Below are 12,864 nucleotides of genomic sequence, written 5' to 3'. Positions count from 1 at the left end.
AGAATGAATTGGAACTATTTTACCTTTGCTAAATCGCACGCAGGAAAAGTACGCCCTTATAACGAGGATGCTCTGTTGGATATGACAGAACAGCATATTTGGGTGGTTGCCGATGGAATGGGTGGACACAGTGCTGGCGATATAGCAAGCCAGATGCTAGTGGATAGAGTCGCGCGCCACATGCAGGATGTCTCCAATACTAATATCGATGATATCCGAAGAGTGGTTCAAGAAGCGAACTTAGAAATTTACCAATACGCACAAAATCACTTAGACGGTAAAACGATGGGAACAACACTTGTTTTGTTGTTTATTCAGGATGGGTATTACCACTGTCTTTGGGTGGGTGATAGCCGAATTTACCAGCTTAGAAGTGGTAATTTTGTCCAAAAAACACGTGATCATAGTCAAGTCATGGACTTAGTGGATCAGGGCTTATTGGCATTTGAAGATGCCGAATCGCACCCTCTTGCAAATGTTATTACCAGAGCTGTTGGGGTCGACGAAAGTGTCACTATTGATCAAGTTTCAGGGCAGTTGGCTGACGGCGATCAGTTTCTACTCTGTAGCGATGGACTCTCTAAGGAACTTACGAGTGATGAAATTCATCGGACATTGTATGCAGACTCAGTCAACCAAGCTGGATTAGCGCTCATGCATTCGGCTTTGGTTCGGGGCGCAAGTGATAACGTAACTTGTGCTTTGATCAAAGTTCGCCAAGCGCAAACGGAGTGCGAAACAGTAACTAGAGAAGACGCGACGATACCTGTCTTTCTAAGAGGGAGAGCTTATGAGTAATGAAATGTTTGATTGGTATGAACAAGCGTTGGCTCCTATATCTCAAGAAAATCCTACAGGTATTGATCCTAGAGAGGATGTATCACCACAGTCTGCTTACTATCGGTTGAAAGATCAGCGTATGGCCGCCCGCAACGCTGAACGTAATGCTCTTATAGAAGAAGAAAGTATCTATACCCACAGTAATTTATGGCGAGTATTTATTGAAGATGTCCCAGAAATACTCACGAATCAGTCTAAAGATTTGGAATTTGTTGCCTGGCTTATAGAAGCCCTAACTCGATTGTATGGTTTTCGTGGTATGGGCGTTGGCTACAAACTCGCAACCAGTTTAATTGAGAACTTTTGGGATGATCTGTACCCAATGCCTGATGAAGATGGTATTGAGACAAGAATATCGGCGATTATTGGCCTCAATGGTATCGATAGTGAAGGAACACTTATTTTTCCAATTGCTTGTATACCATTGACTGACTTAGGCGTGGAGCAAGCTTATGCCTATTGGGAATATCAGCAAGCTATAGAGCTTGAACGCTTAGACGAAGATAAGCGCCGAAATCGAGTCGAGCTTGGGGCTGTTGAGCTATCTGAAATTATAACTACGGTTAAGTCGACTTCTGATACGTTTTATCGAGAATTAATCACGGATTTGGAGTTCGCTACGGAATCATTTAATGAATTCAGTCAGCGATTAGATGAAGCGGTCGGTGATGTGACTCCTAGCTCTTATATATCAAAAAGACTTGAATCAATACACTCGGCATTAAAGCACCTTCTTGGAGATCGTTTTAATCAACCACAAGCAGTGATTGAAGAGCTAGAGGATCTTGATGAATCTTCTTCTGAACAACCGTTAAGTGCACAAAGTTGTGATGCATTATTAGCGACAAACATGAAATCACGAGAGCAGGCAATTAGACAATTGCAGCAAGTAGCTGATTTCTTCCGAGAGAGTGAACCTCACTCACCAGTTTCTTACTCCATCGAACAGATCATTCGTTGGTGTGGGATGCCTCTGCCGGAGTTACTGGCGGAACTTATCTCCGACGGGGATGCAAAGAAAAGCTACTTCCGTTTGGTTGGCATAGCAGAACAAAATGAAAATTAATAAAGGGAGAATGGTATGACGAGTATCCACTCGAAACTATCACGAGTACGGAAGCCTCGTGTCCACATTACCTATGATGTTGAAACTGAAGGTACGACTCTTAAGAAAGAACTGCCTTTTGTTGTAGGTGTAATGGGTGATTTCGCTGGTCAAAACACAGAAGCGTTGAAGCCATTAAAAGACCGCCGTTTTATTCAGATCGATCGAGATAACTTTGACGATGTACTCAAAAAAATGAATCCATCGGTGAAGTTTAAAGTTGCGAATAAGCTTGCGAATGACGATTCACAGTTTGAGGTCGATTTAAACTTTAAATCAATGCAAGACTTTGAGCCTGCTGCGATCGTAAATCAAGTTGATCCACTACGCCAATTGATGGAAACGCGTAATAAACTGCGTGATTTGATGACAAAAGTTGACCGCTCAGAAGAGCTTGAAAATATCCTAGAGGATGTTTTGAACAATACAGACAATCTGGCAAGACTTGCAGGCGAGTTAGATCTTGGCAAGAAAGCGAAGTCAGACAGTACTGAAGGAGCGGAATAATGACGACTGAAGCTGAAAAACAGTTAGATCCAACTGTTAATGAACAGACAACTTCATTCTTAGATCAAGCTATTGGTGCGACTAAGCAGACCGAAGCTTCTCGTGCTGAGGAGCTGATTAAAACGCTCGCTGAAGAAGCAATGAAAGGGACAGTTACTTGGAACAAAAACCTAACAGTAACTTTTCGTGAAGCGATTAATTTGCTCGATAGGCAGATTTCTGATCAGTTGTCTGAAGTAATGCATCACCCAGAATTACAGAAACTCGAAGGTTCTTGGCGCGGCTTAAATTATCTAGTGATGAATTCAGAGACCAGTTCTACTCTGAAAGTTCGCATGATGAGTATGACCAAGAAAGAACTACATAAAGACTTGAGCAAAGCTGTTGAGTTTGATCAAAGCCAGATCTTTAAAAAGGTTTACGAGTCTGAGTTTGGTAGTGCTGGTGGTGAACCGTATGGTGCATTGATTGGAGACTATGAGTTTACCAACCACCCAGAAGATATTGAGTCGTTACGCCTAATGTCAAATGTAGCGGCTTCTGGCTTCTCTCCATTCTTGTCCGCGGCTTCACCAGCACTATTCGGCTTTGATGAGTGGACTGAGCTGTCAAAACCACGCGACCTCGATAAGGTATTTGAATCACTAGAATACGCCCAATGGCGTTCGTTCCGCGAGAGTGCCGATTCGCGCTTCGTTAGTCTGACGATGCCAAAAGTCCTTGCTCGTTTGCCATACGGACAAGCTACCGCTCCAGTCGAAGAGTTTGGGTTTGAAGAGTTCGAAGTAGATCCTGTTTCAGGTATTGCTGTTAACGCTGAACATAACGACTACTGTTGGATGAACTCTTCGTATGTTCTTGGTGTTAAGTTAACCGACGCATTTTCAAAATATGGATTTTGTACTGCCATCCGTGGTGCAGAAGGCGGCGGTCGAGTGGATAACTTGCCAACGCATTTCTTCATGAGTGATGATGGCGACCCTGATATGAAGTGCCCAACAGAGATTGGTATTACCGACAGACGTGAGGCGGAGCTTGGTAAGCTTGGTTTCTTACCGCTTTGTCACTACAAAAACACCAACTATGCAGTGTTCTTTGGTGCGCAAACCTGTCAAAAACCAGCGAACCATGAATCCCCTGAAGCAACGGCCAATGCGGCCATTTCTGCCCGCCTACCTTATATGATGGCAACATCTCGTTTTGCGCATTATTTGAAAGTAATGGCTCGAGATAAAATTGGTAGCTTTATGGAAGCAGAAGACGTTGAGTCTTGGCTGAACCGCTGGATCCTAGGTTACGTCAATGCTTCTGAAGGCGGTGGTCAAGAGATCAGAGCGAAATACCCTCTAGCAGACGCTCGTGTTCAGGTTAAGGAAATTCCTGGCGCACCTGGTTCTTACAATGCCGTAGCATGGCTGAAACCTTGGTTGCAAATGGAAGAACTGACGACATCTTTGCGACTTGTGGCCAAGATCCCTCAGTCAGGTGGATAAGAAACGAATTGGCTGGTCGAAAGGCCAGCCATGACCAATCTTTATGTTCTAGATGGAATTAGCAGTGTCACTTAACTTTCGCGACCCTAGCAAGCTAAAACATGAGTTCAGTACCGGAGGCTACGCTGAACTTGATAGCCCGTGGTTGACTCGATTCAATGAATCTTCTGATCTTGTATCGTCAGCTCGAATTTGGCTAGAAGGTACACGTTCAAGAGATTTGGACAGCTTTCGTCATAGTGTGATGAACACAATTAACGGCATTGATGAGCTATTAGAATCTCAACTAAATGAAATATTACATCATCCTGAGTTTCAACAGCTCGAAAGGGGGTGGGTTGGAGTTAGGTATTTATGTGAACAGGTTGATTCTCGTTCATCGGATTCTGTAAAAGTTAAGGTTTTAACGGCGACATGGAATGAAATCAGTAAAGATGCTTTAAAAGCCATCGAGTTTGACCAATCAGCACTATTTAAGTTGCTCTATCAAAATGAATATGGGATGGCAGGGGGAGAACCCTTTGGTGTGGTGGTTGGAGATTATCAGCTTCGCTGTGATCCTAGTAAAAATTATTTTGATAGAGATCTGTCTGTGTTGAGTAAGATCTCTCAGTCTGCAGCTGCAGCATTCAGCCCATTTATCATGTCTGCATCGCCAGAGATGTTTGGTGTTGATAGTTTCGCTCAACTCTCTGCGATAAGAGATATAGCGGCCCAATTTGAACAGGAAGATTATGCAAAGTGGCGTAGTTTGAGAGACAACGATGACGCTAAATTTATTGGTTTGACTGCACCTAACGTCTTGTTCCGTCAGCCATACAAAAGTGATGGCTCGCGGAATGATAAATTCAATTTTCAAGAACACATCTACGACTCCAACCGAGATTTGCTATGGGGGAGTAGTGCGTACTGTTTTGCTGCCGTATCAATTAGAGCATTTCAGGAACATGGTTGGTTCACGCATATGCGAGGGATTAAACAAGGCGATTACAGTCAGGGTATTATCGTCGCTCCTACAAGGAGCAAGATGCGTGTTAATGGCAAGAATGATCGTGAAAGATGTCCGTTAAACTTGAAAATCTCTGAGAGAAAAGAACAAGAATTGTCTGAGTGCGGTTTTATTTCTATTTCTCCAATACCTGAGACCGATATGGTGGGGATGACCTCGAATGTATCTCTCTACAAGCCCAAACAATACGCAGAAAAGCATATTTCAACGAATGCAAAACTGACATCGATGTTGCAATACACATTGTGTGTATCGCGAGTCGCACATTATCTCAAGGTTATGGGGCGTGACAAAATTGGTGGGTATCAAGACGCAGAAAGCCTAGAGCGTGACTTTCAACGCTGGTTACATCAGTACACTACCGCATCAGATGAAGCGTCTGATGAGCTTCGAGCTAAATACCCCCTAAATGAAGCGAAAATTACAGTTCGAGAGAAAAGAGAAACTCCTGGACATTATTACTCAGTTATCCATTTGCGACCGCATTTTCAACTCGATCAAATGGTATCTAGCATTAAATTAATTACCGAATTATCACCAGAGCACATGGTGTAAGGAAATAACAATGACTCAATGGAAAAATGCTTTGTCCCAAGGCCTATTGCAACACGCTCTAGAGCAATTAATTGATGAAATTAAAGCAACCCCTAAAGATGCGAGCTTGAGAAGTTCCTTCATTGAGCTTCTTTGCATTGATGGGGACTTCGAGCGTGCGGACGCTCAGCTCATGCAATCGATTAAATTGTTTCCTGAGTATCTGCCTGGTGCAAGTCAGCTACGACATTTAGTGAAAGCAGCTCAAGCTAGAAAGGATTTTATCAATGGTGCGGCTAGTGCCAAAGTATTAGGTGATGAGGAATTAACTAAAGAGCTTGTTCGATTTAATCTTGCTCTCGGAAATCAAGAGTACGAAGAAGCGTCACGTCTATCGCATCGCATTGAAGAGCATCGTACTATTAAAGGGTTTAACGTAAACGGCACAAACTACGAAGATGCTAGAGATATTGATGATCGTTTAGGTGGTTACATTGAACTGTTTTCTACAGCAGGTAACTATTTTCTTGTACCCATATCGAGCATCCATACGCTAGAAGTTAAAGCACCTGCTTCTTTGTTAGAGAGTATTTGGCGACCTGTCGAGTTTGATATCGATGGACTTGGTGAAGGCGAAAGCCATATGCCTTTGACGTATGTCGACTCAGAGACCGATGCGCAAAAGTTAGGTCGAGAAACGGATTGGAAGCAGATTGGTGAGCAAGAATCTTTTGTTGGCTTGGGTCAAAAATGTTGGTTAGTCGGTGACTCAGCGCTTCCAATCTGTGATTTGACTACATTATTAGAACAGAAACAAATAGCGTAGAAATATCATGTCGTTAACCGTTTCTCTGCTCGACAAATTGATAGATAGTGATCCTCTCGCTCGGGATGAGAAAGACTTCCCTGCAAGCCAGCAACAGATGTTGAGCAGCTTACTTAGAGATCTAGAGTCGATGCTGAATAGTCGTATTGGATGGAAAAATATTCCTGATGATCTTCTAGAGGTTCGTTATTCAATATTGAACTATGGGCTGCCAGATTTTTCCTCAATGCCCTATAGCAGCCAAGAAGGGCAGAATCAGCTTTGCGACATCGTTCATGATGCAATTAAAGAGTTTGAGCCGAGGTTAAGGAACCCTCATGTCCAGATTTCGGACGAGAAAAACGCTATTGATAGGGTATTGAGGTTACAGATAAATGCCACTTGCTTAATTGATAACAGTATTCATGAAGTGCGATTCAATTCTGAAGTAGAGCCGGTAAATTTAGGTATGAAACTGAGTAGAGCAAAATGAGTGAAGAGTTTCTCAAGTACTATAATCGCGAGTTAGCTTATTTGCGTCACAAAGGGCAAGAGTTTGGTGAGCAGTATCCCAAGATTGCCGCGAGACTTCGTATTAGTGAGGAACAGGTTGACGATCCACACGTAGAAAGATTGTTAGAAGGCTGCGCATTTCTAACAGCAAGGATTAGACAAAGCTTAGACAATAGTTACCCTCAGTTTACAGAGTCTTTGATGGGACAGTTATATCCGGATTTTCACGCCCCAATCCCGTCAATGTCAGTCATTAAAATGAGCTGTTCTAACTCCACTTCCTCTTATTTTGATGTAGAAGAAGGCGAGCGAGTTGTTATCGGTGCTCCTGGATATCATGAGTGCGAGTTTAGAACTTGTTATCCGGTCAGAATGTATCCTGTTGATGTGACCTATGGCGTTTTTAAAAATGCGCCTTTCAAGCCAGTTGGCTCACGATGGGAAAGCAATGCTCATTCAGTTTTGAAAGTACAGCTCACGGCTCAAGATGAAGAGACTCCTCTTGGTGAAATGGGGGTAGAACGGCTGCGCTTCTATTTAAACGGTCAATCTCAATTGACTTTTAAGCTCTACCAAATGCTGTTTCAAAACCTAATTGGTTTATCTGTTGTTGTGGATGGCAAAGAAGTTCGTCCTTTAACCAAAAGACATCTTTCTGAAGTGGGATTTTCAGAAGATGAGAAAGTTGTGCCATACAGTAAAAGAAGCTTTTCAGGAGCAAGATTACTTGTTGAGTATTTGCACTTTCCTGAGAAGTTTATGTTCTTTGATATCACCGAACTTGGATTATCAGAGCTAGATCTTAGAGAGCAAGTCGAACTGTATTTTTACTTTGATACCAACGATGACTGGCTTCCAAAGCAAGTGGACGAAGAAAGCTTAATGGTAGGCTGTGTGCCTGTGATCAACTTATTTAAAAGTATTATGGAGCCTAAGCGTATTCTACCAACTGAATACGATTACCACTTGTCTCCACAATACCAAGAAGCTGAAAGTAATGAGGTTGTCTCAATTTCTGATGTAACGTTGAGAAACTGGAACAAAACGTACCACAATTTGCCATGTTATCACGCTGGTGAGCACACGCATTATACGAACACTAGTGAGATTTATTGGTTGATGAGACGTGAGGATAAGAACTGGGCTGGTGGGTATGATGAGCCAGGTAGAGAAACTTACATTTCTTTTGTTGATAAAAAACATCAATTGTTCAGCCCGGATAGCCGGGAAAACTGGTTAATGTACGTGGAAGCTGAGTGCTGTAACCGCAACTTAGCGCAGAAACTTCCATTTGGAGGTGGGCTGCCGCAAGTATCTTTACCGGAGGTAAATGACAATTTCGAATCTGTTCGTTGTTTAGTTTCTTTATCAGAAACTATTCGGCCAGAAATGGATGAAAGCACACGATGGCAGTTAACTAAGCTTTTAACTTTAAACCATTTTACCGAGGAAGATGGTTTAGCAACTTTGAAGCAGACCCTTAATCTCTATGCATTTTCTGGGACAGCAGAAACGAAAGCGGTAATCGATGCTTTAACTAAGTTAGAGTTTGAGCCTACTACAGGAAGAATTAGTCAGAAAGGTAAAGTTGGATTTGCGCACGGTATAAAAATTATTTTGACGGTTTCTGATCAAATTTTACCTAAAGAGCAGATCTTTCTCTTAGGTAGTGTTTTATCTGTTTACTTCTCGCAATATGCTGAAATTAACATTTTTACGCAGTTAGAAATAAGACTTAAGTCCACGGGAAAGCCTTTCCACTTATGGCCCGCATTAACTGGCGATAAGGTGTTGTTATGAGCGCGGAACAGTTTTATCGAGAATTAAAGCAACATCCATTGTTTGAAGCGATTCATCTTATTGAACACGAAGTTCTGCAAGCAGAGGCGCAAATAGGAACAGATGCGTTACCGAAGCATGAAAAGCTAAACTTAAAGGTTAATCCATCATTAGGTTTTGAAAATGCTCAGCTTTGTGAACTGAAAAATATAGATGACAACAAGTTAGAGATTGAGACCAATTTAATTGGCCTAACGGGTGAGCAAGGTGTGCTTCCCCAGCACTATAGTGAATTAGCTTTACATCGCCAAAAAGAAGGCGATACGGCTATGGTGGACTTCTACGATATTTTCAATCATCGCTTATTATCTCTTTATTATCGATGTTGGCAATTGAGTCAGCTGACTGTTCAGTCTCGTGCGCATGCGCAGGGCGCGCGTTCGCCGTTAGAAAGCTGTAAATCGGCATTAACTGGGAAAGGGAGTTCACTGTCCCGGCACTATGGTGGTGTGTTTGCTTCACCAATGAGAAGTAAAGGTGGACTAAAAAGTATTCTTGAATGTTTATCTGGATGCCAAGTAAAAATTCATGAATTTCAAGGACAATGGTTACACCTTACGAAAGAAGAGCAAACACGCCTTGCATCCCGAACTATGCCTGAAGGGCAGTTTGCTCAACTTGGTTTAGGAGCTTCTTTGGGTTCGAAAGCATGGAATATCAACGCGGGGACAACAATAGAATTTCTGCCAAAAGATAAACAGCTAGTTAGTAAATTGCTTCCTAACCAACCCAATATAGCAATCATTAAGAACGCTGCTTATGAGCTGATTGGAAAACATAAACAACTGAAGTGGCAGCTCACCACCAAACATAGTTTGCTACCACAAGCTTGTTTATCGAAACAGCAGGGGCAGTTAGGTATTGGTTCTGTGCTTAAAAAACACGAACGTACAAAAGATCGAACTATAACAATTACTATTTAAAGGAAATGTAATGGCTTCACTCTCACTTTCAGCGTTGGTCGAAAGATTGTCTCCTCAGGCTAAGGAAACACTTGAACAGGCAGCTGCGATGGCAAGCTCCCGAACTCATCACAGTATTGAAATGTCTCACTGGTTAATGATGATTATCCGCCATCCTGACGATATTTACTCTGAAGTTTTTGACGAATTTGATGTCGATAAAATCAAGGTTGAAACCGATATTCAAAAGGCATTAGAAAAATACAAAACAGGATGCCAGTCGGTGCCTGGGCTATCAGCTCATACGGTGACTGTTATGCAAAATGCCTTGTTATCTGCAACCATTGAATTCAATCAAGAACAGTTGGGGTGCATCCATCTTTTATTTGCCTACTTGTCTGATGATACGTTAGTCAACATGGCTGGTTCGATTAGTCCTGAACTAAACAAGATAGAACCATCTCGCTTATTGAACTTTAAAGAAAGTAATGCGCCTCAATCAAGATCGAATGACTTAGCACAGTCAAACGCGAATTCTGCCTTGAATCAATTTACAACAGACCTTACTGAGCAAGCTAGGGAAGGTAAAATAGATCCGGTGATTGGTAGAGATAATGAAATTCGCCTAATGATCGATATTTTATTAAGACGCCGACAAAACAACCCGATTCTTACGGGAGAAGCTGGTGTTGGAAAAACAGCCGTTGTTGAAGGTTTGGCGCAAAAGGTCATTGATGGCGATGTACCTCCCGCTCTGCAAAATGTGGCAATTAAGTCTCTGGATTTGGCGTTACTGCAAGCCGGCGCAGGCATGAAAGGTGAGTTTGAAAACAGGCTTAAGAACCTTGTGAAGGAAGTAAACGACGCTCCACAGCCTATTATATTGTTCATTGATGAAGCTCATGGCCTAATTGGCGGTGGTGGGCAAGCGGGCCAAGGTGATGCGGCGAATATTCTGAAGCCAGCATTAGCGAGAGGTGAACTCAGAACGATCGCAGCAACAACGTGGGCAGAGTATAAAAAGTATTTTGAAAAAGATGCAGCTTTAACTAGGCGTTTTCAAGTCGTAAAGGTTGATGAGCCAGCCCCTGAACTCGCGATCGAAATGTTACGAGGCTTACTTGATGTAATGGCACAACACCACGATGTTCATATCACTAACCAAGCTCTCAATGCAGCGGTCCAACTCTCAGCTCGATACATTAATGGTCGTCAACTGCCAGATAAAGCGGTTTCTGTTTTGGATACGGCCTGCTCTCGAGTTGCGTTAAGTCAGTCATCTACACCGGGAGGCCTAGATACGAAAAGAAATAAACTTAAAGCAAAGCAAGCTGAGTATGAGCATCTTAGCCAAGAGAATCGGCTAGGAGCATCTCTTGATGTGCAGCTGCAAAGTGTCCGAAAAGAGATTGATGCGCTATCTAATGACATTATTGAATTAGAAGTACTTTGGGAAAAAGAAAAAGAATGGGTAAGTGAAGCTAAGTCACTTAGAACCCAAATAATCCAGGAGGGTTCTGAGACTGCGAGAGACAAGTTACAAGAGCTTGAAAATAACCTCTCCGCTAACTCACAGCCCTTAGTTTTTTCGCATGTAAATGAAGCGCTAATCGCAGAAGTTATTTCGGATTGGACCGGTATACCGCTGGGTAAACTTCAGGATGATGAAATCCAAGCAGTATTGGGTTTGAAAGAAAGTTTGTGTAAGCGAGTTGTCGGGCAGGATCACGCTTTAGAGCTCATGTCTGAAGTGATAAAAACCGCGAGTGCGCAGCTCACGGATGAGACACGACCAAATGGTGTATTTCTCCTAACCGGACCAAGCGGAGTGGGTAAAACCGAATCGGCTTTGGCGATTGCAGAGAAAGTCTATGGTAGTGAAGAAAATGTCACGACTATCAATATGTCGGAATTTAAGGAAGAGCATAAAGTCTCATTGCTATTAGGTTCTCCTCCTGGTTATGTCGGTTATGGAGAAGGAGGTGTACTGACTGAAGCTGTTAGACGTAAACCTTATAGTGTAATTCTCCTCGATGAAATGGAAAAAGCGCACCCTGGTGTTCAAGATATTTTTTATCAGGTATTTGATAAAGGCTCAATTAAAGACGGTGAAGGTCGAGATATAGACTTTAAAAACACTATTATTATTATGACCGCGAACACAGGGACCGAAACGACGATGTCTTTGTATTCTGATCCTGATTTAGCTCCTGAGCCGTCAGCACTAAAAGATGCTTTACGCGATGATTTGTTGGTTGACTTTAAACCAGCATTTTTAGGGCGTGTGAATGTATTACCTTATTTGCCTCTATCAAGAAAAGTATTGATAGAAATAACAAAATTAAAGTTGGATAAAATTACGACTCGTATTCGTAAGCACTATAACGCTGACCTGTTTTTTGATGAGGAACTAATTAATGATATTGTAGACAATAGCAATGAGTCTGGCAGTGGTGCGCGTGTGGTACAAACAACCATAGAAAATACATTGCTTCCGAAGATTTCTCATGAAATATTGCATGCAATTCTTAATGATAAGACGTTTGATGAAATTATTGTTAAAGGTACAACTAGTGGACTTGATGTCTCAATAGTTTAACATCCTTTACACTCTTAATAATAATTGGGAGTTGGTTCATATTAACTATTATTTTTTATAAAAAACGCTTAAATTAAATCTTATTTAAAGATATAACAGGGCGTATTTAAAATGAAGTTTTTGATACATTAATCACTAATTATCACCAAACGTCAGATAATTAAATTACTACGATATATGTCAATTAATAATGCTATAGGAGATTAGCATGCAGTCTAATACGTATCTTAAATACGCAGATATTAAGGGTGAGGCAACAGCCGAGCAATACAAAGATTTGATTACACTACTATCTGTAGATTGGAGTGTAGGTCGTGAGATCTCATCATACACTGGTACAGCGATGGACCGTGAAGCGAGCGCTACTCGTCTATATGATTTGACTATCACTAAACTTCAAGACCGTTCTTCTCCTGACTTATTTAAAGAAGCGACGATTGGTAAAGGTAAACCAGCGGTTTTCCATATTACTAAGCAGGGTGAGAAGGTTGAAGAGATCATGAAGATCGAACTGACTGATGCGATGATTTCTAACTACTCAGTTTCTATCCAAGACGATCGTCCAGTTGAAACTATCACAATTTCTTACACAGAAATGATGATGACAGTGACTCCTACTGACGATAAGAACAACACTTCTGCTCCATTGGTATACGGCTACAGCGGTGTTAAAGGTCAACAAATGTAATTTTCATGCGGGGGAGTATTCCTCCGCATT

General features: G+C 41.9%; 11 protein-coding genes. All 11 read left to right on the top strand.

What is annotated here, in order from left to right:
- Positions 1–3: 3 nt before the first annotated feature.
- Positions 4–798 (top strand): PP2C family protein-serine/threonine phosphatase, encoded by a 795-nt coding sequence (locus tag R7D93_RS00130; RefSeq protein WP_005375947.1) that lies wholly within the window; start codon positions 4–6, stop codon positions 796–798.
- Positions 791–1,906, top strand: coding sequence for a type VI secretion system protein TssA (gene tssA / locus R7D93_RS00125; RefSeq protein ID WP_213867750.1), 1,116 nt, complete (start codon positions 791–793; stop codon positions 1,904–1,906). The genes R7D93_RS00130 and tssA overlap by 8 nt, the downstream gene beginning before the upstream one ends.
- Positions 1,907–1,921: 15 nt before the next feature.
- Complete coding sequence (gene tssB, locus R7D93_RS00120; protein WP_005375949.1) at positions 1,922–2,452, top strand: type VI secretion system contractile sheath small subunit; 531 nt, start codon at positions 1,922–1,924, stop codon at positions 2,450–2,452.
- The gene (gene tssC, locus R7D93_RS00115; RefSeq protein ID WP_005375950.1) at positions 2,452–3,945 is read left to right on the top strand and encodes a type VI secretion system contractile sheath large subunit; all 1,494 of its coding nucleotides are present in this window, start codon (positions 2,452–2,454) and stop codon (positions 3,943–3,945) included. Before tssB ends, tssC (R7D93_RS00115) begins: the two co-directional genes overlap by 1 nt.
- A gap of 52 nt (positions 3,946–3,997) precedes the next feature.
- Positions 3,998–5,509, top strand: a complete 1,512-nt coding sequence (gene tssC / locus R7D93_RS00110) for a type VI secretion system contractile sheath large subunit (RefSeq protein WP_225496189.1) — start codon at positions 3,998–4,000, stop codon at positions 5,507–5,509.
- Between the two features lie 10 nt (positions 5,510–5,519).
- The gene (locus tag R7D93_RS00105) at positions 5,520–6,314 is read left to right on the top strand and encodes a type VI secretion system accessory protein TagJ (RefSeq protein WP_225496188.1); all 795 of its coding nucleotides are present in this window, start codon (positions 5,520–5,522) and stop codon (positions 6,312–6,314) included.
- Between the two features lie 7 nt (positions 6,315–6,321).
- The gene (gene tssE / locus R7D93_RS00100) at positions 6,322–6,786 is read left to right on the top strand and encodes a type VI secretion system baseplate subunit TssE (protein WP_042520997.1); all 465 of its coding nucleotides are present in this window, start codon (positions 6,322–6,324) and stop codon (positions 6,784–6,786) included.
- Entirely contained in the window at positions 6,783–8,606 is a 1,824-nt protein-coding gene (gene tssF, locus R7D93_RS00095) for a type VI secretion system baseplate subunit TssF (RefSeq protein WP_225496180.1), read from the top strand. Before tssE ends, tssF begins: the two co-directional genes overlap by 4 nt.
- Positions 8,603–9,568 carry a type VI secretion system baseplate subunit TssG gene (gene tssG, locus R7D93_RS00090; protein ID WP_213866309.1) on the top strand — a complete coding sequence of 322 codons (966 nt, stop codon included), beginning with the start codon at positions 8,603–8,605 and terminating at the stop codon, positions 9,566–9,568. Before tssF ends, tssG begins: the two co-directional genes overlap by 4 nt.
- A gap of 10 nt (positions 9,569–9,578) precedes the next feature.
- Positions 9,579–12,146 (top strand): type VI secretion system ATPase TssH, encoded by a 2,568-nt coding sequence (tssH, locus tag R7D93_RS00085; protein WP_225496176.1) that lies wholly within the window; start codon positions 9,579–9,581, stop codon positions 12,144–12,146.
- 208 nt (positions 12,147–12,354) lie between these two features.
- Complete coding sequence (locus tag R7D93_RS00080; RefSeq protein ID WP_005375967.1) at positions 12,355–12,834, top strand: Hcp family type VI secretion system effector; 480 nt, start codon at positions 12,355–12,357, stop codon at positions 12,832–12,834.
- Positions 12,835–12,864: the final 30 nt, after the last annotated feature.

This window comes from Vibrio sp. YT-15, assembly GCF_033337445.1.
GTDB classification, from domain to species: domain Bacteria; phylum Pseudomonadota; class Gammaproteobacteria; order Enterobacterales; family Vibrionaceae; genus Vibrio; species Vibrio alginolyticus.
Note: the sequence above shows the minus strand (reverse complement) of the source record. Positions and strands in the feature narration are given on the sequence as shown.